We start from the raw sequence: 22,916 nt of genomic DNA, 5'->3' as shown, positions 1-22,916 counted from the left end.
GCGCGAGGCGTGCGAAATCGCTTTTGATAACGTTCACAGAACAGGCTCCCGGCAGGCCGGGCGGCGAGAGGGGAAAGATCGGCATGCGTGCGATGTTCACGGCGGCTGTCTGCGCACTGGCGCTGGCAGGATGCGTCCAGCAGCCCGGTATGCGGACCGCGTCCGCAGCCGCACCGGAGGCCGCCAGCGGCATCGGCGAGGACGCGCGCATCGCTGCCATCGTCTCGGCGATGTCGCTTGAGCACAAGGTCGGCCAGCTCATCCAGCCGCAGATCAACTCCTTCACGGCCGCGGACATGCGCCGCTACCGCTTCGGCAGCTACCTGGCCGGCGGCAACGGCGGGCCGGGCGGCGACGAGTTCGCGCCCGCGGCGGAGTGGCTGAAGCTCGCCGACGCGATGTGGGAGGCCTCGGTCGCCCCGCTCCCGGCCGGCGAGCCGATCGTCCCCACGATGTGGGGCATCGACGCGGTGCACGGCCATACCAACGTCGTCGGGGCGACGATCTTCCCCCACAACATCGGGCTGGGCGCGACGGGCGACGCCGATCTCGTCCGCCGGATCGGCGCGGCGACCGCGGCCGAGATGCGCGCGACCGGGATCGAGTGGGACTTCTCCCCAACCATCGCCGTGGCGCGCGACGACCGCTGGGGCCGGACCTACGAAAGCTATTCCGAAGACACTGCCACCGTCGCGAAGATGGGCGCCGCGCTGGTCGAGGGGCTGCAGGGCGGCAAGGGAACGCCGGGCTTCATGGGCGAGGACCGGGTAATCGCCACGGCCAAGCATTTCTTCGGCGACGGCGGCACGAACCTCGGCGTCGACACCGGCGACACGCTGGGCGACCTTGCCGAACTCGAGGCGATCCACGCGCGCCCCTATCGCGATGCGATCGATGCGGGCGCGCTGGCGGTCATGGCCAGCTTCAGCTCGATCAACGGCGAGAAGATGCACGGCAACCGCGCGCTCCTGACCGATTACCTGCGCGGCAAACTGGGCTTCGACGGCCTGCTGGTCGGCGACTGGAACGCGCACGGGCAGATCCCCGGGTGCACGAACGCCGACTGCCCGCAGGCGATCAACGCTGGGCTCGACATCTACATGGTGCCCGACGACTGGAAGGCGCTCCACGCCAATCTCGTGAAGCAGGTGCGGGACGGTACCGTGCCGATGGCCCGGCTGGACGAGGCGGTGACCCGCGTGCTGCGCGTGAAGGCACGCGCCGGGCTGCTCTATCCGCAGGCGAAGCGCCCGTCGGAGCGGGCCGGGGCCGGCACCGTGCTCGGTTCGCCCGAGCACCGCGCGCTGGCGCGCGAGGCGGTCGCCAAATCGCAGGTCATCCTCAAGAACACCGGCGTCCTGCCGCTGAAGGCGGGCGCGAGCGTGCTCGTCGCGGGCAAGGCCGCCGACAGCGTCGCGCAGGCCGCGGGCGGCTGGACGCTGACCTGGCAGGGCGGACGCGAGCTGGGGCCGGAGAAATTCCCCGGCGCGACCTCGATCTGGCAGGGCATCCGCGCCGCTGCGGCCGAGACGGGGGGCACCGCCACCCTGTCGGCGGACGGGACCTATGCCGCGAAGCCCGACGCCGCGATCGTGGTGTTCGGCGAGGATGCCTACGCCGAATTCTACGGCGACCGGAAGAACCTCGCCTTCCGCGACGAGGAGGGGCTGGCGCTCCTGCGCAAGTTCGACGCCGCCGGCGTGCCGACCGTCGCGGTGTTCCTTTCGGGCCGCCCGCTGTGGGTGAACCGCGAACTCAACGCCGCCGACGCCTTCGTGGCGAGCTGGCTGCCCGGCGGCGAGGGCGCGGGCGTGGCCGACGTGCTCTTCGGTAAGCGCCCGGCGACGGGACGCCTCTCGTTCACCTGGCCGAACACGTGCGACGGGCATCCTGCGAACGAGCCCGGCAGCGGGCTCTTCCCCCGCGGCTACGGCAACGACCTCGGGAATCGCACCGCGACGGGCCGCCTGGCCGAAGACTGCGCGTTCCTGACCGAGCAGGCCGGGGTGGAGCTGTTCGGCAACGGCCGGCTCGCCAGCGGCGCGGCCGCCACCGCGGGCGGCACGGCGATCCCCAACCTGCTCGGCAGCGCCGGGGGCGTGTCGGCCAAAGGCTTCGACCGCAAGCGGCAGGAGGATGCCCGGCTCGTGACGCTCGCGGCCGGATCGTCGCTGACCGTGGCGAACCCGAACGTGGCGGGCGGCAACGCCTGGCGCGTGGCCTACGCGCTCGACGACCGACCGGCGGGCCCGGTGCGCGTGTCGAGCGGGGGACGGACGCTCGACGTCACCTCGCAGTTCTCGACCGCCGCGGGCCGCGACTGGCGCGAGATGATTCTGACCGACCGCTGCCTGCCGGCCGCCGGCAGCGCGCTCACTTTCGCGACCGACGCGCCGCTCACGATAAAGTTGGCGGAGATCGCGCGGGTCGATATGCCGGCGGGTACCGACTGCTCGTTCTAGGCCGCACCCAGACAACGATACGGCCGCACGAGCGGCCATGAGGGAGAATTCCGATGGCGCTTGCACCCGACGTCGCGATCAGCACCGATCCGCATCCGGTCGAGGATGCCGGGACCCAGGTGCACGCGCCCGGTCTCAACTACTTCGTCTTCGCGCTGTTCTTCATCTTCGGCGGCATCACGTCCCTCAACGACGTGATCATCCCGAAGCTGAAGGAGCTCTTCACGCTCTCCTACTTCGAGGCGAGCCTGGTGCAGTTCTGCTTCTTCATCGCCTACGCCGTGGTCGGCATCCCCGGCGCGCGGCTGGTCAAGCGGCTGGGCTACATGCGCGGCGCGGTGGCGGGCCTGCTGACGATGATGGTCGGCTGCCTGCTGTTCATCCCGGCGAGCCAGACGGCGACGTTCGGGGTGTTCCTGTTCGCGTATTTCATCCTCGCGACCGGCGTGGTGCTGGTGCAGATCGTCGCCAATCCGCTGATCAGCCTGCTCGGCCCGGCAGCGACGACGCACAGCCGGCTGACGTTCGCGCAGGCGTTCAATTCGCTCGGCACCACGATCTTCCCGCTCGTGGGGGCCGGCATCATCCTCGGCAGCATCGCCAACGTGACCGCCGACGAATTGAGCGGGGCGGCACTGACCGCCTATCGCCAGACCGAATCGGCGATCATCACCAACACCTACCTGTTCCTCGCCGCGGCGCTCGCGGTGGTGGCAGGTGTCGTGTGGCTGTTCCGCAACCGCCTGCAGGGCGAAAAGCACGAGACCACCACCTTGCGCGAAGGGCTGGGCCTGCTGAAGCGTCCGCGCTTCGGTTACGGGGCGGCGTGCATCTTCCTCTACGTCGGCGCGGAAGTCGCCATCGGCAGCTTCATCATCAACTATCTCGCGCAGGACACCGTCCTCGGCCAGCCGGAAAGCGCGATCGGCTGGATGGTGACGCTGTACTGGCTCGGCGCGCTGGTCGGGCGCTTCATCGGTTCGGCGGTCATGCGGATGGTCAGCCCGGGCAAGGTGCTCGCGTTCAATGCCATCGGCGCGATCGTGCTGATCCTCGTCTCCGCCAACACGACCGGTGCCGTGGCGGGCTATTCGCTCCTGCTGGTCGGCCTGATGAACTCGATCATGTTTCCAACGATCTTCGCGCTCGCCTGCGAGAAGCTGGGTCCGCGCGCGGCCGACGGTTCGGGTATCATCAACGTGGCCATTGCCGGCGGCGCGATCATCCCTGCGCTCTACGGGGCACTGGCGGACGGCATCGGGCTTGCCGCGGCACTCGCAATCCCGGCGATCTGTTATGCGATCATCGCGGGTTTCGGGATCTTCGCCCGCCGCCCGGCCTGATCGAACGCGGCCGGTTGATCGTCCGGCGCCGGCGGCGTGGCCCACCGGCCACACGCCCGCGCTTTTCATGGTAAACAACAGGTTGCTCGCGCCATGCTCGGGAACCGCTGCGACGAGACGTGCGTTTTCATCGTCAAACCGTAATCGTTCGGTCCAGACGAAGGGAAGCGTCCATGTCCAGCCTGTCGTTCCGTTCCAGCCGCCCCGATGCGTGGGTCCAGCCGCGTCCGTTCAGCGATGCATCGCTGCGGCACCAAATTCACGGGCCGATCCGCCCGATGGAAGAACCGGGTTTCTTCGCCCGCTTGCTCGGATTGCGCTGAGCCGCGCTCTCGCATCCTCGCGATGTGTCATCGGGTCCGGTCGCCGCGGGTTCGCCAGCGGCCGCCGGCCCCGCTTGATTCCGCCCGCCGACGGGGCTAGGGCGGGCGGGCTTCCTCGACAGATGAGAGAATCCAGCCCCTCCCGGTCTTGAACCGGGGCGGCGCAGACCCTTATCTGGAGCGGACGCGAGGCCGCGCAGCGCGGCAATCGATTGAACGGGATCAGACCATGGCCAAGACCAGTCCGGGCGAATTCGTCAACCAGGTGCGCGCCGAAGGGCGCAAGGTCGTCTGGCCGAGCCGCGAGGAAACGGTCCGCACCGCGATCTTCGTGGGCATCATGATGGTGATCCTGTCGGTATTCTTCCTGGGCGTGGACACCCTGTTTGGCGCGGTGATGCGCTGGCTGCTGTCGCTCGCCTGATCCCACACGAAAGCTAGGCACCACTCATGGCCCGCTGGTACATCATCCACGCCTATTCCGGTTTCGAGAACAAGGTTCGCGATTCGATCATCGCCGAGGCCGAGCGCCTGGGCCTGTCCGAGGCGGTCGAGGAGGTCGAGGTTCCGACCGAGACCGTGACCGAGATCAAGCGCGGCAAGAAGGTCCAGGTCGAACGCAAGTTCATGCCGGGCTACGTGCTGGCCAAGCTGCGCCTGACCGACGACGTCTACCACCTCGTCAAGAACACGCCCAAGGTCACCGGCTTCCTGGGCTCCGGCCAGAAGCCGCAGCCGATTTCCGAGCGCGAGGCCGCCCGCTACTTCGGCGGCGTGGAGGAGGCCAAGGCCGCCCCCAAGAAGCAGGTCAACGTCGATTACGAGATCGGCGACAGCGTGAAGGTGCTCGACGGCCCCTTCGCCAGCTTCAACGGGCTGGTCGAGGAACTCGATTTCGACAAGCAGAAGGTCAAGGTCGGCGTGTCGATCTTCGGCCGCGCGACCCCGGTCGAACTCGACTTCGAGCAGGTCGAACTCAGCAAGTAACCCATGCTTGTGATTCGGCGTCCCATCGACTAGGGGCGCCGCTTCCCGCGTTCCGGCGCGGGTTTCGCGCGGGAGGCTGGCCCGATGGGGCCAACCGCTTGACCGCTTACCATGAGGCCCGTTTCCATAAAACGGGCCGACAGTGAGAAAGGAGGCCAGCCATGGCCAAGAAGATCGACGGCTATATCAAGCTGCAGGTGCCCGCGGGCACCGCCAACCCGTCGCCCCCGATCGGCCCCGCGCTGGGCCAGCGCGGCGTCAACATCATGGAATTCTGCAAGGCCTTCAATGCCGCCACCGGCGACATGGACAAGGGCATGCCGATCCCGACCGTGATCACGGTCTATGCCGACCGTTCGTTCACTTTCGTCACGAAGACGCCCCCGGCGAGCTTCCTGATCAAGCGTGCCGCCAACCTCAAGTCGGGCTCGAAAGAGCCGGGCAAGGTGACCGCGGGCACGATCGCCCGGTCGAAGCTGGCGGAAATCGCCGAGACCAAGATGGCCGATCTCAATGCCAACGACATCGAGATGGCAACCCGCATCATCGAGGGCTCCGCGCGCTCGATGGGCCTCGAAGTGGTGGAGGGCTGATCCGATGGCCAAGCAGACCAAGAAGGACAAGGTCGTCGCCCAGATCGACCGTGACGCCAACTACAGCTTCGCCGATGCGCTGAAGCTGCTGCGCGAGCACGCCAGCAAGAAGATGGACGAAACGCTCGAGGTCGCGATGAACCTCGGCGTCGATCCGCGCCACGCCGACCAGATGGTCCGCGGCATGGTCTCGCTGCCCAGCGGCACGGGCAAGGACGTCAAGGTCGCCGTGTTCGCCCGCGGCGACAACGCCGACAAGGCGCTCGCCGCCGGGGCCGACAAGGTCGGTGCCGAGGACCTCATGGAAGACATGCAGGCCGGCAACCTCGACTACGACCGCGTGATCGCCACGCCCGACATGATGGGCGTCGTCGGCCGTCTCGGCAAGGTGCTGGGTCCCAAGGGCCTGATGCCGAACCCGAAGCTCGGCACCGTGACCCCGAACGTGGAACAGGCCGTTAAGGACGCCAAAGGCGGCCAGGTCGAATTCCGCGTGGAGAAGCAGGGCATCATCCACTCGGGCCTCGGCAAGCTGTCGTTCTCGGACGATGCGCTGAAGCAGAACTTCGACGCCCTCACGAGCGCGATCGTGAAGGCCAAGCCCTCGGGGTCTAAGGGCAAGTACGTGCGCAAGGTCTCGCTGACCACCACGATGGGCCCGGGCCTCAAGATCGACGTCGCCGAAGTCGAAGGCGCCTGAGCCTTCCGGCAGACCGGAATTAGGAAGGGCCCGGGGGAAACCTCGGGCCCTTTTCTGTTGTCTCAGATGCCGCCGTCGGTGGTCGGGTGGCCGGCCTCGGCCAGCGCCGCGGCGAGCGCGTCGCGGCAGGCTTCCATCGTGCCGCGGTCGGTGGAGCGGATGACGAAGTTCGCGCCCACCCGGCCCTCGCGGAAGAACGGATAGCTGCCGATGGCGACGCCGCCCGGCGCGTCGGCGAAATTCTTTTCCGCCTGGCGCAGCACGTCGGCGACCTCGCTTTCGGGGACCCAGCCGCCGATGGTCGCCGACAGCAGCGGTGCGCCGCCTTCGAGCGTGCCGGTGAGCGCGTCGAGCATGCCGGCGGTGATGTGCGGCACCCCGGCCATGACGAACAGGTTGGCGACCTTCAGTCCCGGCGCGCCCGACATGCGGTTGGGAATGAGCTCGGCACCCTCAGGTGCCCGGGCCATGCGCAGGCGTGCCTCTGTCAGTTCCAGTCCGCGCGCACCGTAATACCGTTCCAGGATCGCCCGCGCATCTGGGTGGACGATCACCGGCACGCCCAACGCCCTGGCGATCGCATCGACGGTGATGTCGTCGTGCGTCGGCCCGATGCCGCCGGTGGTGAACAGGTAGTCGTTCGCGGTGCGCAGCGCGTTTACCGCTTCGACGATGCGGTCCTCCACGTCGGGCACCACGCGCACTTCGGCGAGGCGGATGCCCTGCACCTGTAGCCAGCTCGCCACCTGGGCGATGTTCTTGTCGTGCGTGCGTCCCGAAAGGATTTCGTCGCCGATGACGACGAGGGCGGCGGTCCAGATGCGGTCGGTCATGGAGCGGGCGTTACTCCGCCGCCTCCAGTTGTTCCACCCGACCCGTGCCGGTGCCTGTGCCCTCGCCGCCGCGAGAGAATGTCAGCACGCCGTCGTCGATCGGCGCGCTCGCGAGCGCCTTGCGGTCGGCGCGGTAATCCTGGTTGAGCCGCCACGGCAGCACCGTCGCGCTCTTGGGCATGATGTGCTTCGATCGCTGGATGTAGCCGCTCGAGAAATCGAACAGGTCGTCCTCCTCCAGGGTGTGATCGGATGCGAGAACCGGGTCGGCCACGGTCGCGCCGACGGCTTTCATGTGGTTCAGCACCTTGCACACGTATTCGGAGTTGATGTCCGCGCGCAGGGTCCAGCTGGCGTTGAGGTAGCCGAACACGACCGAGAAGTTCGGCAGGTTCGAGAACATGCAGCCCTTGTAGTAGAACCGCTCCGCAAAATCGACCGGCGCGCCGTCCTGGCTGACGGCGATCTTGCCCGCGACGGCGAGCTTCAGGCCCGTCGCGGTGACGACGATGTCGGCGGGGATATGCCGCCCGTCCTTCAGCCGCACGCCGTCCTTCTCGAACGTATCGATGTGGCCGGTCACGACCTCGGCCTTGTCCTGCTTGATCGCCTCGAACAGGTCGTCGTCGGGGACGAGGCACAGCCGCTGGTCCCACGGGTTGTAGGGCGGGGTCCAGGTCGCCGGATCGTAGCGGTCGCCGAGCGATTTCTCGATCCGCTTGTGCAGGCCCTGCTTCACCTTCTCGGGCCTGTTGCGCGCCGCTTTGAAACCGATATCCTGCAGCAGCACGTTCTTCCAGCGGGTGATGCGGTAGGCGGTTTCTTCCGGCAGGATCTTGCGCAGGAAATTCGCCAGCCGGTCCTTGGCCGGGCGGCTGAACATCCAGGTGGGCGTGCGCTGGAGCATGGTGACCCGCGCGGCCTTGCCGGCCATCGACGGCACGATGGTGACCGCGGTCGCGCCCGATCCCACCACGACCACGTTCTTGCCGGCGTAGTCGAGATCCCGGGGCCAGAACTGCGGGTGCAGCACCTCGCCCTCGAACGCGGAGAAGTCGAAGCCCGCGTCGTAGGGATCGTCGTAGTCGTAGTATCCGGTGCCAAGGTAGAGCCAGTTGGCCGTCGTCGTCTCGCGCGCGGCGCCGCGCTCGCTCACGACTGTCCAGCAGGCGGTGTCGGAGTTCCAGTCGGCGGAGATCACCCTGGTGCCGAAGGTAATCCGGTCGCGGATGTTCCGTTCGTCGACGATGCGGTTGAGGTAGTCGACGATCGCCGGGCCGTCGGCGATCGTCTTCTCGTGCTTCCACGGTTCGAACACGAAGCCCAGCGTGTGCATGTCGCTGTCCGACCGCACGCCCGGGTACCGGAACAGGTCCCACGTACCGCCCAGGTTCTCGCGCCGTTCGAGCACGGCATAACTGCGGTCCGGGCACATCATTTCGAGGTGCGCCGCCATCCCGATGCCGGATATCCCGGCACCGACGATGAGGACGTCGTGGTCGCAGGCGGTCAGGCTCATTTCGCTCTCTCCAGTCGGCCCGAGCGTATGCCTATCCGTTGCAGGGTGCAACGATTCCGTCAGCCTCCCTTGCGGCTCGCTTCCGCCGCCTCGCGCACCGCGACCGGCCAGGTCACTTCGGTCTGGGTCTGCGGATTGAAGACGTCGCCGGGATAGACCGCCGCGTTCGCTGCCGCGATCTCCTCGGCGGTCAGGAACTCGCTGGGCTCGAGCGCGAAGACGTCGAGGCCGCGGCTGATCTCGGTGGCGTAGATGCGGCCCTTGTACCAGTAGGCCGACCAGTATCCGCCGGTCACCAGCTGATCCTTGTCGATCGGGCCGCGGTCGAAATAGGCGATTTCCTTCACGTTCGCCGCGTCGGTGAAGTCGATCACGCTGATCCCGCCCTGGTACCACGCCTGCACGAAGATATCGCGGCCCGGCACCGGGATGATCGAGCCGTTGTGGGCGACGCAGTTCTCCTTGTCGCTCTGCGGCGCGGGCAGCTTGTAGTGCCCCTTGGCGATCAGCTTGCCGTTCTCGATCGCATAGAAGGCGTCCGCCCCCCAGTTGGTCGGATCGCCCGCCTGGCAGCGCGGCCGCCCGCCGCCGCCCCATTCGTCGGTGAACAGCACCTTGGTGCCGTCGTTGTTGAAGGTGGCAGAGTGCCAGTAGGCGAACCCTTTGTCGGTCACGTCGTCGATACGCCGGGGCTTCAGCGGGTCCGACACGTCGAGGATGATGCCGTTGCCCGAACACGCACCGGCGGCGATCTTCTTGGCCGGGAACACGGTGATGTCGTGGCACTGGTTGGTGTCGGAGGTTTCCTGCGTGCGGCCGCCGGCGGCATCGTCGCCGTGGTCGCCGCCGCGCCACAACCCGTTGATCTGGCCGTTGGCGGCGAAGATGCGCGGCCGGTCGACGATGCGCGCGCGTGCGGGGTCGGCCACCGGCACCTCGATCACGTCGATCGAGAACAGCGCGGTGTTGGTATCGCCCTGCGTGTTGACGCAGCCCGCCAGTTCCTTCTCGTCGCGCACGTAGCTGGTGCCCGAGTTGTAGATCACCAGCCGCTTGTCGTCGGCCGAGACGATCGAATGGGTGTGGCTGCCGCGGCAGGTCTGGACCTGGCCGACCTGGCGCGGGCGGGTGAGGTCGGAAATGTCGAACACGCGGATGCCGCGGAAGCGTTCGGCGCTGACCTTCTCCTGCACGCCCTGAAGCCCGCAATCGACCCGCGCGCGGCTGTCTTGCACGCTCATGACGAGGAGGTTGCCGACGACCGAGACGTCGCCCTGGCCGCCGGGGCACACGGTCGAGCTGACGAGACTGGGCACGCCGTCGGTGCCGAGGCGGTAGATGTTGAACCCGTGGTAACTGCCCGCGATCATCAGGTCGTCGCGGAAAGCCATGTCGGTCGCGGCGAAGTCGAGCAGCGATCCGCGTTCCGAGAACGAGGGCTTGGCCTCGTCCTCGCCGTCTTCCGCCGCGGCCTTCGCGGGCGCTTTCGCCTTGGCCGCGTCGGCGCCTTCCTTCTTCGGCTTTTCCGGCTGGAGCTGGGCGGGATTGGCGGGGTCGAAGAAACCGGCGGGCTTTTCGAGGACCGCGACCTTGCGCAGGTTCAGGATCGCCTCGCCCGCGTCGCGGAAACCGGCCGCCAGCAGCGCGCGGGGATCCTGCGAGAGGCCCGCGAGCGTGGTGTTCATGCGGCGGATCTCGGCCTCTTGGTCGGTCACCACGTCGTTCACGAACTCGAACATCACCGGGTCGTAGGCGGTGCCCGGCTGGCGCTTCAGTTCGGCCACCATGTCGACCGCGCCCAGGTGGTGGGCGATCATCAGCTGCAGGAACATGCGGTCGAACGCGGTGCCGTTCGCGGCGGCGAGCGCGGCCATCTGTTCGGGGCTCGCCATGCCCTTCATCATGTGGTGCGCGTGATCCATCCCGGCGTGGCCCATGCCCGGCATGGCCACGTCCTCGTTCCGGTCGGTCAGCCAGCCGGTCATGAACTTCATCTCGTCGGCCTGACCCTTCTCGATGCGGTCGGCGGTCTTGAGGATGGCCGGGTTGTTCGTGCGCGAGGGCACCAGTTTCGCCATTTCCAGCGCCTGGTTGTGGTGCACGATCATGTTCTGCATGAACGCGACGTCGCCCGGGGCGTAGGCGGTGCTGGCGAGCTTGATCGCCTGTTGCGCGGACAGCGCCTTGCTCGGCTGGCCCGGCGCGCCCGGCTGGACGATGGGCGCGGTCTGCGCGGCGGCGGTCGTGGCGGCGATCATTGCCCCCGCGGCGATGGCGATGCGGCTGGCGTGGTGACGGAATCGGTTCATCGGTAAGCTCCCCTCGTTCGGCGCGAGCATCCGTACGAAGGAGCCCAGCGTCAAGCATCGCGGCACGTTGTTCGTCGATTAGCGGGGTGACGCTGGCGGCGGGGCGGCCTAGACGACGGCAAAACCGCAGTTGGGGGAACATCCATGAAGTCGTCCGTCGCATCCGTCCTCGCGCTCGTGCTGGCGGCGACCGCCGCGCCCGGCGTCGTCCATGCGCAGGCGGCACCGCCTCCGCAGCCGTCGCCCAACCCGGTCGAGGAACAGGAAGTCGACGCCTCGCAGGAAGGCGATGCGAAGCCTGCCGAAGGGTCGGGCGAGGCCGTCCAGACGACCCCGCTGCCGGCCACCGCGACCCCGGCCAAGGACGAGAAGTGGGACGTGAGCAACCCGCGCGGCGCGACGATCCGGCAGGTGCCGATCCGCACCGACGAGGGGACGTGGATGGACGTCGACGTCAGCCCCGACGGACGCACCGTTGCCTTCAGCCTGCTGGGCGACATCTACACGATGCCGATCGCCGGCGGCACGCCGCGCCGGATCGCCGAGGGGCTGGCGTGGGAGGTCCAGCCGCGCTTCAGCCCCGACGGCGGCCGGATCGCCTTCACCTCCGACCGCGGGGGCGGCGACAACGTCTGGCTGATGAACACCGACGGCAGCGGCAAGGTGCAGGTGACGGAAGAAAGCTTCCGCCTGCTCAACCAGCCGAACTGGAGCCCGGACGGGCGCTATATCGTCGCCAAGAAGCATTTCACCACCCAGCGTTCGGCGGGCACCGGCGAAGTCTGGCTCTACAGCGTGGCGGGCGGAAGCGGCGTGAAGCTCGTCGCCCGGCCGAGCGAAGCGTTCCAGAAGGAGCAGGGCGAACCGATCTTCTCGCCCGACGGCAAGCGCATCTACTATACCAAGGCGATCAGCGCGGGGAACACCTTCGCCTACGCGCAGGATTCGCTGCAGGGCGCCTTCGAGATCGAGAGCTTCGACCTTGCCACCGGAGAAACCCGGTCGGAAGTCGGCGGCTTCGGCGGAGCGGTGCGCCCGACCCCGTCGCCCGACGGCACGCGCATCGCCTTCATCCGCCGCGACAAGGACCAGTCGCAGCTGTGGGCCAAGGACATCGCGACCGGCGTCGAACGGATGATCTACGGCGATCTCGACGCGGACCTCCAGGAAACCTGGGCGGTCTATGGGTTCTATCCCAACATGGACTGGACGCCCGACAGCCGAAGCGTGGTGTTCTGGTCGGGCGGCAAGCTGCGCCGGGTGAATGCCGACGGGACGGGCGGAGCCGAGATACCGTTCCGCATCGACGACACCCGCGGCATCGCCGACGCGCCGCATCCGGTGATCCCGGTCGCGCCCGACACCTTCGAAACGAAGATGATCAAGATGGCCGCACTGTCGCCCGACGGGCGGCAAGTCGCCTACGAGAGCCTGGGCCATGTCTGGGTGCGCGACACCGCCGGCGGTGCGCCCCGGCGGCTGGTGAGCGGCGAGGGGTTGCAGGCCTGGCCGGCATGGTCGCGCGACGGCAAGCGGATCGCCTTCGTGCGGTGGACCGACGCAGGCCTGGGCGAAATCGTGACCACCGACGCGCGCGGCGGCTCGCTGGTGCGGGTCACCCGCCAGCCCGGCCATTACGCGCTGCCGCAGTTCTCGCCCGACGGCCGCTCGATCGTGTTCGAGAAGCGTGAAGGCGGCGGGCTGACCTCGCCCGACTATTCGGGCAACGCGGGCGTCTACCGGGTCGCGGCCGGCGGCGGCACGCCCGAGATAGTCGCGCGCGGAACGGCCGTGCCGCAGTTCGGCGCGGCGAACGACCGCCTGTTCATGCTGGCGCGCGAGGGCGGCAAGCAGCAGCTCATCTCAACCGACCTCAACGGGGAGGCGAAACGCGTTCACGTGCAGGGCGAACTGGCGACCGACTTCACCGTTTCGCCCGACGGGCAGTACGTGGCGTTCCGCCAGAACTACGAAGCCTATGCCATGCCGCTGCTTCCCGGCGGCCAGGCGATCGAGGTGGGCGAGAAGGCCGACGCGCTGCCGCTGGCCAAGGCGAGCACGGGCGGGGCGGACTACCTCGGCTGGACGGCCGACGGACGTACGCTGACGTGGCTCATGGGCCCGCAGATGATGCGCGCCTCCACCGCGGCGATGTTCACCGCCGCCCCGCGCGGCAAGGACGACGCTAAGTTCGTGCCGCCCACCGGCGGCATCGCGCTCGGCACCACGATGCGCGCCGACAAGCCCACCGGCACCGTCGCGCTGACCGGTGCGCGCATCCTGACCATGGCCGGCGACGATGCCGGGGCGATCGACAACGGCACGATAGTGATCGAGGGCAACCGCATCGTGGCGGTCGGGCCGGCGGACGCGGTGTCGATCCCCGCGCGCGCGCGGCGGATCGACGCGTCGGGCAAGGTGATCATGCCGGGCCTTGTCGACGCGCACGCGCACGGACCGCAGGGCACCGGCGACCTCGTGCCGCAGCAGAACTGGTCGATGGTCCAGGCCCTCGCGCTCGGCACCACGACGATCCACGATCCGTCGAACCAGGCGAGCCAGATTTTCGCCGCCGCCGAACGCCAGCAGGCCGGCACGCTGCTGGGACCGCACATCTTCTCGACCGGCGAGATCGTCTACGGCGCGAAGGCGCCCGGCATCTATGCCCGGATCGACGGCTACGAGGATGCGCTGGCCCATGTCCGCCGGCTGAAGGCGCAGGGCGGCCACTCGATCAAGAACTACAACCAGCCCCGCCGCGAACAGCGCCAGCAGGCCGCGCAGGCGAGCCGCGCCGAAAACATGCTCGACGTGGCCGAGGGCGGCAGCCTCTTCGGCATGGACATGACCCTGATTGCCGACGGTATCTCGACCGTCGAGCACAACGTGCCGGTCGAAACCTTCTACGAGGACGTGCTGCAGTTCTGGAGCCAGAGCCAGACCAACAACACGCCCACGCTGGTGGTGACCTACGGCGGTCTCGCGGGCGATCCGTACTGGCGTGCGCACACCAACGTGTGGGAAAACCCGCTGATGGTGCACACCCCGCCGCGCGAACTGCTTGCAGCGACCGCCCGGCGTGAGACGGGCCCCGAATGGGTCTATGTCGACGACGATGCCGGCCGCGAGGCGCACAAGCTCGCCAAGCGCGGGGTCAAGGTCAGCATCGGCGCGCACGGCCAGCAGGCGGGCATCGCGCCGCACTGGGAACTGTGGAGCTTCGTGCGCGGCGGGATGACCCCGGTGGAGGCGCTGCGGGCGGGCACCATCGTGCCGGCGCAATCGCTCGGCATGGCGCGCGACGTCGGCAGCCTCGAACCCGGCAAGCTCGCCGATCTCATCGTGCTCGATGCCGATCCCAGCGTGGACATCCGCAATTCGGACAAGATCGCCCGCGTGATGGTGGGCGGGCGGCTTTACGACGCGCGCACGATGAACGAGGTCGAGACCGGCGACGCGAAGCGCCTGCCCTACTGGTGGGAGAACGGCGGCGGCGCGGCGGGTTCGCAGTCGGTCGGCACCGCGACCGACTTCGGCGACGGTACCGGCGACTGACCGGCGGCCCCGCGCCCGCGCCCGCGCTCAAGTAGCGCGAAGCGCGGTAGCGCAATCGGAGACGTGAGGGCGGGCTTCAGCCTGCCCTTACATGCCGCAGGAAGCCGTCGACCTGTCCGCGCAGGGCGCTCGCCTGGACCTTGAGCTCGGTCGCCGAGCCCAGGACCTGGCTGGCGGTCGCCCCGGTCGCCAGCGCGCTTTCGCGCACCGTGCCGACCTTGGCGGACACGGCAGCCGCGCCGCTCGCGGCGGTGTCGATGTTGCGCGCCAGTTCCTGTCCGGCCACCGATTGCTGGTCGACCGCCGAGGCGATCGAGACCGCGGTCGCCTCGAGCTGCTGGACCTGCGCGGCGATCGAGCGCAGCGCGCCCACGCTGGCCCCGGTCGATTCCTGCATGGCCTTGATCTGCGCGGCGACCGCATCGGTCGCCTTGCTGGTCTGCGCGGCAAGCTCCTTCACCTCGCTCGCGACCACGGCGAAGCCGCGCCCCGCCTCGCCGCTGCGGGCCGCCTCGATCGAGGCGTTGAGAGCGAGAAGGTTGGTGCGCCGCGCGATCGATCCGATCAGCTCGACGACTTCGCCGATCTCGTCGGCCGACTGCGCCAGCGCCTTCACCGTGTGGTCGGCCTTCTCGGCGGCGCCGGTGGCCTCGCGGGCGAGGCCGGCGGACTGCGCCGCCTGGCGGCTGATCTCGCCGATCGACATCGCGAACTCGTCGCTCGCGGCAGCCGCGGCGGCGACCCCGGCGGACGCCTCGTCGAGCGAGCGCGAAGCGCTGTCGACCTGGCGCGCGGACCCGTCGGCGCTGCCCGCCATCGTCTCGGCGGCATTCTCGAGCTGGTCGGCGGCCGACGCAACCGCCGACACGACGCCGGAAATGTCGCGTTCGAAGCCGGCCGCGAGCGCGATGAGGGCGCGCTGCTGCTCCTCGCGCTGGGCCTTGCGGCCTTCGAACATCTCGTCGAGCTTGGTGCCCGACTTGACGAAGACCTCGAACGCCCGCGCCATCGCGCCGATCTCGTCCCGCCGGTCGAGGTGCGAGATGGTGAAGCCGCGCTTGCCCGAAGCGAGGCTGCGCATGTCGCCGCTCAGCTTGCCGAGCGGAGCCGCGGTATCGATCAGCATACGCCGCAGCGCCACACCGCCGAGCACGAAGGCCGCGAGCCACACGAATATCATCACAGTCGAGGCGAACCCGAACGGCACGATGCCGGCCAAGGCTGCCATTCCAAGGAACGTTGTCAGGGTCACCGCGAGCAACTGGCCGCCGCACAGATACGCCAGCTTGCGTGCCAGAGGCAGGTCGTTGAACCAGCGCGCCGCGGCCCAGCGATCCTGCTGGCGGGCATAGGCATCGGCGCTCAGGCTGACCTGCGCGATCTCGTCGGTCAGTGTATCGGCTTCGATCGGTGTGATAGCGTTCATGCTGCCCTCGTTCCCGCCGCGCCGGTGGCCTGTGCGGGTTTGTCCAGATGCGCCGCGATCTCGGCCGCGGGCATCGCCTTGAAATAGAGCCACCCCTGGATCTGGTCGCACCCGGCGGCGCGGACCAGATCGGCCTGCGCTTCGGTCTCGACCCCCTCGGCGGTCACATCCATGTTCATCGCCCGCGCGACCGAGATGCTCGACATCATCATCGCGCGGCTGCCTTCGTCGAGCTGCGCCCCCGTCACGAGCGATCGGTCGAGTTTCAGCTTCTCGAAGCGGAACTGGCGCAGGAAGCCGATGGAGGCGTAGCCGGTGCCGAAATCGTCGAGCACGACGGTGACGCCGAAACCCCGAATGAGACTCAGGCTGCGCTCCGCGACCACTGGATCGAGCACGAGGCAGGTTTCGGTGATCTCCAGTTCCAGCCGTTCGGGCGGAAAGCCGGTGTCCTCGAGGATCTGGCCGAGCTGGATCGGGAACTCCGGGTTGCGCAGCTGCGCGGCCGAGATGTTCACCGACAGCTTTATTTCGTTCCAGGCCAGCGCGTCGCGGCACGACCGTTCCAGTACCCACAGCCCGATCGTGTTGATGAGGCCCGATTCCTCGGCCACCGGAATGAACACGTTGGGGCCGATCCTGCGGCCGTCGGGCCGGTCCCAGCGGATCAGCGATTCGACCGCGACCACCACGCCGCTGCGGGCATCGACGAGCGGCTGGTAGGCGAGCGAGAATTCCTCGCGTACCAGCGCCATGCGCAGTTCGCCGTCGAGTTCCTGCATCGCCTCGCGGTTGCGGTCGAAGTCGTCGGTGAACCACGTGCAGCGCATCTTGCCGCCGCGCTTGGAGGCGTACATCGCCACGTCGGCGCGGCGCAGCAGTTCGGACGATCCGGCGCTGTCGCTCGCCGCCGAACGGGCGAGCCCGACGCTGGCCCCGATCGCGATGCGCCGGTCCTCGATCGGCACGGGGGCGGCGAACCGGTCGATCAGCGTGCGGCAGATGCCTTCGACGATGGTGCCCGCGACCGGGCCGGTCTTCAGGATCGCGAACTCGTCACCGCCCAGGCGATAGCTGCGCGCCTCGCGGCCGCAGATATCGCGCAGGATCGCGGTACATTCGCAAAGGAGCTGGTCGCCGACGACGTGGCCGTAGTGGTCGTTGACCAGCTTGAACCCGTCGAGATCGATGAGCGCGATGGCGACTTCTTCCGCCGGACGGGCGAGGCGGGCGGCATCGTCGTGCAGTGCGCGGCGGTTGGGCAGGCCCGTCAGACTGTCGGTCCGCCCCAGCGCGTGGAGACGCGAAACCTGGTGCATGCCGAAGCGGCCGAGCAGGGCGACGGTCGCGGCATAGACCGCGATGCCGATCACCGCGATGCAGACCGCGGATGCCGACGACAGGCTCGGCCCCATCGCGACGAGCCCGGCGAACGCACCGAAGATGGCGGACAGCACGACGATCGGCGCGAAGACGAGCGCCTTCGAACCCAGCCTTTCCCTGTCGCCCCGTGCGATCACTCCGGCCCCCTCGATGCGGCCCCCCTCGGAGGAGAGGCTTCCGCGCCAGAGCCAAGCGGTAAAGCGCATTGCCTAAGGAACATTTAAGTGCCTGTTTACCCTGCGCTTGCCCGGTCCGGCCAAGCGGACTGCGAGACTGTGTTCGGCGCGATGCGGCGATAAAGGCCGCTGGTGTCGCAGGCCGGCGCGAACGCGGTCGTCTGGCCCGATGCGGTCTCGCCCGCGCCGATCATCAGCCAGCCGTCGTCTGCGGTGGCGCGCGCGAGATGGTCGAACGCGCGCATCCGGTTGGCCCGCTCGAAATACAGCAGCACGTTGCGGCACAGCACGAGGTCGAAGCGGCCCGGGTGGGGCGGCTCGTCGAGCACGTTGCGCCGGTCGAACCGCACGCGGCGGCTGAGCTCGCCATGCGGCGTCCAGCCGTGTGTGCCCTCCTCGAACCAGCGCAGCATCTGGGTGACGCCGAGCCCGCGCTGGATCTCGAACTGGGAATAGACCCCGCGGCGGGCGGCGGCGACCGCCTTGCCCGAGATGTCGGTGCCGAGGATGTCGACCTTCCATCCCGCCCAGCGTTCGGGCTGGTCGGCGAACAGCATCGCGAGGCTGAGCGCCTCCTGCCCGGTCGAGCAGCCGGCCGACCAGATGGCCAGCCGCTTCGTCTCGGCCCGCTTGGCCGCGAGGTCCGGCAGCACTTCGCGCGCGAGGAGATCGAACATCAGCCGGTCGCGGAAGAAATAGGTCTCGTTGTTGAGCAGCGCCTCCACCACGTCCTGCGCCAGGCCCGATTCGCGCGGTTCGGCCAGCAAGCAGACGAGTTGGTCGATGTTGGCGATGCCGCGTTCGCGGAACAGGCCGGCAAGCGCGGTCTGGATGCGCCAGCGACGCGCCTCGGTCAGCTGCTGGCCGGTGCGGGCGAACAGCAGGTCGGCGACGATCCGTTCGGAGATCTCGCTCATGCGATCATCGCCGCGGTGCACAGGGCGCCGATGCGCTCGGCGAGCCGTTCGGGCGGCAGGACCGCGCTGGCGAACCCGGCCTCGACCACCGCGCGGGGCATGCCCCACACCGCGGATGTCACGGCGTCCTGCGCGAAGACGGTGCCGCCCGCCTCTACGATGCGCTTCGCACCGATGGCGCCGTCGCGGCCCATGCCCGACAGCACCACGCCCAATGCGCGCGGACCGGCGACGTCGGCGAGCGACTCGAACGTCGGATCGACCGAGGGAGTACACCCGCTCGGCACCGCGTGATGGGCGATTCCCGCCACGAGGCGGCCCCGCTCGCGGCGGAGCACGAGGTGGCCGGTACCTGGCGCGACATGGATGCGGCCCGGCTCGATCGGCGTGTCGGCAGCGGCGACGACGGCGGGCATCCCCCCGGCGGCCGAGGCCTGCCGCGCGAGCGTATCCATGAACGTGGCGGGCAGGTGCTGCACCACCACGATGGGCACGCGGAACCCCTTGGGCAGCGCGCCGAGCAGGAGGCACAGCGCGTGGATGCCGCCAGTCGAGGCGCCGATCGCGACGACGTCGGGCTCGGCTGCCGGCGCGGCGGTCCGCATCGATGGCGAAACGGGCGCGCGCGGGGGGCTGAGCAGGCCGGCCCTCCCCGAAGGGGCCAGCGCCCGGATGCGCGCCACCAGCGTGCGCGCATAGGCGTCGTCGAATTCGCCCGAACGGGGCTTGAGGAGCGTATCGGCCGCGCCCATCGAGAGCGCCTTCAGCGTCGCTTCGGCCCCTTCGCGGGTCAGCGAGGAGACGACGAGTACCTGCGTGTCCTTCGCCGAAGCGAGGATGCGGGGCAGCGCGCCGATCCCGCCCATGCCCGGCATTTCCAGATCGAGCAGGATCACGTCGACCGGCGTTTCGGCAAGCCGCTGGAGCGCCATTTCGCCGGTGGTCGCCTTGGCGACGATCTCGAGACCCGGCTCGGCCTCGACGATCCGCGACAGGACGGTGCGAGCGACGAGCGAATCGTCGACGATCATCACCCGCGTCGGGCGGCGTCCGGTTCCGGCGGATGGGGCGGGGGGAGGCGGCCGGTCCACCGGCGCGCTCAGGCGAAGCCGACCAGCTGGAGCTTGATCTGCAAGGTCTCATGATCGAACGGCTTCATGACGTATTCGTCGGCGCCGGCGTCGATCGCTTCGCGGATGTGGGCCACGTCGTTCTCGGTCGTGCAGAAGACGACCTTGGGGCGGTCGCCGCCGTCGGTCTTGCGCAGGCGGGTGATGAACTCGATCCCGCTCATCACCGGCATGTTCCAGTCGAGCAGGACGACGTCGGGCATCGTCTGCCCGCAGCGATCCAGCGCTTCGCTGCCGTTCTCCGCCTCGTCGACTGTGAAGTCGAGCGATTCGAGGATATGGCGCGACACCTTGCGGATGACCCGCGAGTCGTCGACGACGAGGCAGTGTTTCATATGCGATGCGACCTTCGTTTCCGAGGTTGGTTCGTTGCCGGAGTAGGCTCGCGGGGTAATCATCCGGTTAAGCCGCCCTAGCGGTCGCCCCGCCGAACATGGCATCGAGCGAGAGGAGAAGCGCGGGGCCGCGGTCGGTTTCGATCAGGCCGTCGCTGGCGCGCTGCCAGCCGTCGCCGGCCTCGCCCGGGACCGGCACAGGCTCGCTCATGGTGGTGGCGACATCGTCGATCCCCTCGACCACCAATGCGTAGCGGTGGCCGTGATGGTCGACGATGGGGGTGCGCGTGCCGATGCCGGGCCGCTCCGCCGCCTCGAGCCCGAGCGCCGCGGCTGCATCGACCACGGTCAGCGTGTTCGACCGCAGCGCCGACAGGCCGAGGACGTGCCCGGGTGCGCGCGGCACCGGGACGACCGCTTCCAGTTCGACCACCGAATGGACCTGTGCTGCGCGCAGTGCGGCGGCGCGGCCGGCGATGGTGACGATCAGGACCAGTTCGCTCATGCCGCCCTCCCGGTGCGCAGGGCCGCGAGCGCGGCGAGCAGGGCGGCGCGATCGTAGCGGTAGATGGACCCGTGCGCGCCCCCGGCCTGTCCGGGATCGGCGCAAAGGGTGATCACGGTGCCCGACCCGGCCGTCGGCGCGGCTGCGGCATCGTCGCTGGCGATCGCCACATCGGCGGTCCCCTCGAAAGTCTCGTCGACCACGCGGTAGCCCGCGCTTTCCACCAGCGGGGCGAGGATCGTGCGCGCCCAGGCATCGTGGCTGGGGATCCGGCACGATGGCGGATCGAGTGCACGGGGCGGGGCGGCGTGCGCGGCGAAGAGCCAGTGCGCGTCGACGAGATCGACCGCCTCCCCGCCGATCAGAACGCTGCCTTCGAGCTCCCCGACGTGCGGGGCGGGGGTGATCTCGGCCGGCAGGTCGACCGTGTCGACGATGCGGTCGATGGCGTAGGCGATCTCGGCCGTTCCGTCGCCGAGGCGCAGGACGTTGACCTGTCCCTCGTCGGGCACGCCGGAAGCAACCCCGGCGAGCGCGAAGATCGTGTCGCCGACCACGGCCGTCGGGCGCTGGCCCGCAAGGTCGATGGCGCCGGCCTCGATCCGCTCGATCCTGTTGATGACCGCCAGCCGGATCGCGCGGCGGCGGCCGTCGAGCCCGGCGAACAGCAGCGCGGGCTCGCGTGCCCGCTCGTCGTCGTTAACGACGACCTCTTCCGCCGCGCGGACGCGGGTGCGTGCCTCGCCGAGCAACCGGGCCTTGCGCGCGATCCCGGCGATGTCGAGCATCAGCACCGGGTTGCCGTCGTCGAGCAGGGTCGAGCCGGCATAGTATCCGCAGGCCATAATCGCCGGAGCGAGCGGCTTGATGACCAGTTCCTCGTGATCGAGGATGCGGTCGACGCCGAGCGAGAACAGGTCGCCCCCGGCCAGCCGGATGAGCACGAGCGTGCCGGCTTCGGGGCGTGCCCCGCCGTCCATGCCGAGTTGGTCGGCGAGCGAGAGGTGCGCCACCCGCTTGCCCCGCACGGTGACGAGCGTCGCGTCGCCCGCGCGGACGAACTCGATGTGCCGGGCGCGACCGTGCACGATCTCCTCGACGTAGCTGCGCGGCATGGCGAACATCTGCCCGCCCGCCTCGACGGTGAGCGAGGGGATGATGCTGAGCGTGAGCGGCAGGCTGAGCTGGATGCGGGTGCCCTGGCCGGGCGTGCTGACCAGCTCGATCGAGCCGCCCACGCGCTCGATATTGGCGCGCACCACGTCCATGCCCACGCCGCGGCCCGATACGGAGGTGACCGCGGCGGCGGTGGAGAGGCCTGCCTCGAAGATCAGCGCCTGGCGTTCGGTCTCGCTCATGGCGTCCGCTTCGGCTTGCGAGATACTGCCTGCGACGACGGCCTTCTCGACCAGCCGCTGCCCGTCGATCCCGCGGCCGTCGTCGGCAATGGACAGGAGGATGCGGTTGCCGCTCTGGCGGGCGGCGATGTGCACTGTCCCGATCTCGCGCTTGCCGGCGGCCAGACGCTGCGCCGGGGTCTCGATCCCGTGGTCGATCGCGTTGCGGATGATGTGGGTGAGGGGATCGCGGATCATCTCGATCATCTCGCGGTCGAGTTCGACCTCGCTGCCTTCGAGATCGATCATCACCTGCTTGCCGAGTTCGGTCGCAAGGTCGCGCACCAGCCGCGGCAGCGCGCCGTAGAGGTGCTCGATCCGCTGCATCCGCATGCGGGTGACCGCCTCGCGCACCTGATCGAGGATCGAGCCCAGCCGTTCGAACGGGCCGCGCACGGCCGGGTCCACGTCGGCCTCGCGCAGGCGGCGGGCGAGGTCGTTGCGGGCGAGGACGAGGTCGGACACGCTCGACATCACGCTGTCGAGCAGCGTCACCGGCAGGCGGATGGTGCGCTGCTGGCCGCCGGCGGGCGAGGTGCCGGCTCGCGCTCCGCCGTCGCCGCCGGTGCCGCCGGCATCGCAAATCGTTTCGATGCCGTCGCCGCTGTCGGGTTCGAGAGCGGCGATGAGGACGTCGTCTCCGCGTTCGGGCAGGTCCTGGCCCAATTCAATCGCGTCGATCATCGCGCCGATGCGGTCGACGATGGCGAGCACCGCGGTCACGAGGCGCGGGCTGGTGCTACGCCGACCGGCGCGCACTTCGGCCAGCGCGTCCTCGGCGGCGTGGCTGAGTTTCTCGAGGCGCGGGAAGTCAAAGAAGCCGCAGTTGCCCTTCACCGTGTGGACGAAGCGGAAGATCGCATCGAGGCGCGCGGCATCGGCCGGGTCGGCTTCCCAGGCGACCAGTTCGCCGCCCACCGCCTCCAGCATCTCGCGCGTTTCGGCCAGGAATTCGGCCAGCAGATCGTCCATCAAGTCGCCCCCGCGTGTTCGTGCGCCGGGCTATGCGGGTCCGATGGTTAA

Annotated in this window: 18 protein-coding genes; 8 read left to right on the top strand and 10 right to left on the bottom strand. The window is 69.0% G+C overall.

The features are described from left to right. The first annotated feature begins 83 nt into the window (after positions 1 to 83). The 7 genes from D4766_RS05215 to rplA all read left to right on the top strand — a co-directional run bounded on the left by D4766_RS05215 (position 84) and on the right by rplA (position 6,408). Positions 84 to 2,462 (top strand): glycoside hydrolase family 3 protein, encoded by a 2,379-nt coding sequence (locus D4766_RS05215; protein WP_120716490.1) that lies wholly within the window; start codon positions 84 to 86, stop codon positions 2,460 to 2,462. Between the two features lie 53 nt (positions 2,463 to 2,515). Beyond that, positions 2,516 to 3,805: a sugar MFS transporter gene (locus D4766_RS05210; protein WP_120716489.1), complete on the top strand. Its 1,290-nt coding sequence runs from the start codon at positions 2,516 to 2,518 to the stop codon at positions 3,803 to 3,805. 173 nt (positions 3,806 to 3,978) lie between these two features. After that, positions 3,979 to 4,128 (top strand): hypothetical protein, encoded by a 150-nt coding sequence (locus D4766_RS13730; RefSeq protein WP_162935654.1) that lies wholly within the window; start codon positions 3,979 to 3,981, stop codon positions 4,126 to 4,128. A 229-nt stretch (positions 4,129 to 4,357) separates the two neighbouring features. After that, positions 4,358 to 4,552 (top strand): preprotein translocase subunit SecE, encoded by a 195-nt coding sequence (gene secE, locus D4766_RS05205; protein ID WP_120716488.1) that lies wholly within the window; start codon positions 4,358 to 4,360, stop codon positions 4,550 to 4,552. A gap of 26 nt (positions 4,553 to 4,578) precedes the next feature. Next, positions 4,579 to 5,115, top strand: coding sequence for a transcription termination/antitermination protein NusG (gene nusG / locus D4766_RS05200; RefSeq protein WP_120716487.1), 537 nt, complete (start codon positions 4,579 to 4,581; stop codon positions 5,113 to 5,115). A 161-nt stretch (positions 5,116 to 5,276) separates the two neighbouring features. Further along, positions 5,277 to 5,708, top strand: coding sequence for a 50S ribosomal protein L11 (gene rplK / locus D4766_RS05195; protein WP_120716486.1), 432 nt, complete (start codon positions 5,277 to 5,279; stop codon positions 5,706 to 5,708). 4 nt (positions 5,709 to 5,712) lie between these two features. Next, the gene (gene rplA / locus D4766_RS05190; RefSeq protein WP_120716485.1) at positions 5,713 to 6,408 is read left to right on the top strand and encodes a 50S ribosomal protein L1; all 696 of its coding nucleotides are present in this window, start codon (positions 5,713 to 5,715) and stop codon (positions 6,406 to 6,408) included. 62 nt (positions 6,409 to 6,470) lie between these two features. Here the strand turns inward: rplA and D4766_RS05185 are convergent, their stop codons facing one another. The 3 genes from D4766_RS05185 to D4766_RS05175 are packed head-to-tail and all read right to left on the bottom strand — an operon-like array spanning position 6,471 to position 11,069. Then, the gene (locus D4766_RS05185) at positions 6,471 to 7,241 is read right to left on the bottom strand and encodes a competence/damage-inducible protein A (RefSeq protein WP_120716484.1); all 771 of its coding nucleotides are present in this window, start codon (positions 7,239 to 7,241) and stop codon (positions 6,471 to 6,473) included. A gap of 10 nt (positions 7,242 to 7,251) precedes the next feature. Then, a complete protein-coding gene (locus D4766_RS05180) occupies positions 7,252 to 8,760 on the bottom strand; it encodes a flavin-containing monooxygenase (protein ID WP_120716483.1) in 1,509 nt (502 codons plus the stop codon). A gap of 59 nt (positions 8,761 to 8,819) precedes the next feature. Further along, complete coding sequence (locus tag D4766_RS05175) at positions 8,820 to 11,069, bottom strand: DUF305 domain-containing protein (RefSeq protein WP_120718074.1); 2,250 nt, start codon at positions 11,067 to 11,069, stop codon at positions 8,820 to 8,822. A 144-nt stretch (positions 11,070 to 11,213) separates the two neighbouring features. Between D4766_RS05175 and D4766_RS05170 the strand changes: the two genes are divergently transcribed. Next, a complete protein-coding gene (locus D4766_RS05170) occupies positions 11,214 to 14,624 on the top strand; it encodes an amidohydrolase family protein (RefSeq protein ID WP_120716482.1) in 3,411 nt (1,136 codons plus the stop codon). A 76-nt stretch (positions 14,625 to 14,700) separates the two neighbouring features. Here D4766_RS05170 and D4766_RS05165 read toward each other — a convergent pair whose 3' ends face one another. The 7 genes from D4766_RS05165 to D4766_RS05135 all read right to left on the bottom strand — a co-directional run bounded on the left by D4766_RS05165 (position 14,701) and on the right by D4766_RS05135 (position 22,865). After that, positions 14,701 to 16,050 carry a methyl-accepting chemotaxis protein gene (locus tag D4766_RS05165; protein ID WP_120716481.1) on the bottom strand — a complete coding sequence of 450 codons (1,350 nt, stop codon included), beginning with the start codon at positions 16,048 to 16,050 and terminating at the stop codon, positions 14,701 to 14,703. Beyond that, entirely contained in the window at positions 16,047 to 17,570 is a 1,524-nt protein-coding gene (locus tag D4766_RS05160) for a putative bifunctional diguanylate cyclase/phosphodiesterase (protein ID WP_234024902.1), read from the bottom strand. Before D4766_RS05160 ends, D4766_RS05165 begins: the two co-directional genes overlap by 4 nt. Before the next feature lie 95 nt (positions 17,571 to 17,665). Continuing rightward, a complete protein-coding gene (locus D4766_RS05155; RefSeq protein ID WP_120718072.1) occupies positions 17,666 to 18,526 on the bottom strand; it encodes a CheR family methyltransferase in 861 nt (286 codons plus the stop codon). Continuing rightward, entirely contained in the window at positions 18,523 to 19,557 is a 1,035-nt protein-coding gene (cheB, locus tag D4766_RS05150; RefSeq protein ID WP_120716480.1) for a chemotaxis-specific protein-glutamate methyltransferase CheB, read from the bottom strand. Before cheB ends, D4766_RS05155 begins: the two co-directional genes overlap by 4 nt. 68 nt (positions 19,558 to 19,625) lie before the next feature. Next, positions 19,626 to 19,991 (bottom strand): response regulator, encoded by a 366-nt coding sequence (locus D4766_RS05145; protein ID WP_120716479.1) that lies wholly within the window; start codon positions 19,989 to 19,991, stop codon positions 19,626 to 19,628. 67 nt (positions 19,992 to 20,058) lie between these two features. Beyond that, positions 20,059 to 20,496 carry a chemotaxis protein CheW gene (locus tag D4766_RS05140; protein WP_120716478.1) on the bottom strand — a complete coding sequence of 146 codons (438 nt, stop codon included), beginning with the start codon at positions 20,494 to 20,496 and terminating at the stop codon, positions 20,059 to 20,061. Then, on the bottom strand, positions 20,493 to 22,865 hold the full coding sequence (locus D4766_RS05135) for a chemotaxis protein CheA (RefSeq protein ID WP_120716477.1): 2,373 nt from the start codon (positions 22,863 to 22,865) through the stop codon (positions 20,493 to 20,495). Before D4766_RS05135 ends, D4766_RS05140 begins: the two co-directional genes overlap by 4 nt. Positions 22,866 to 22,916: the final 51 nt, after the last annotated feature.

The organism is Tsuneonella amylolytica, assembly GCF_003626915.1.
GTDB classification, from domain to species: Bacteria; Pseudomonadota; Alphaproteobacteria; order Sphingomonadales; family Sphingomonadaceae; genus Tsuneonella; species Tsuneonella amylolytica.
Note: the sequence above shows the minus strand (reverse complement) of the source record. Positions and strands in the feature narration are given on the sequence as shown.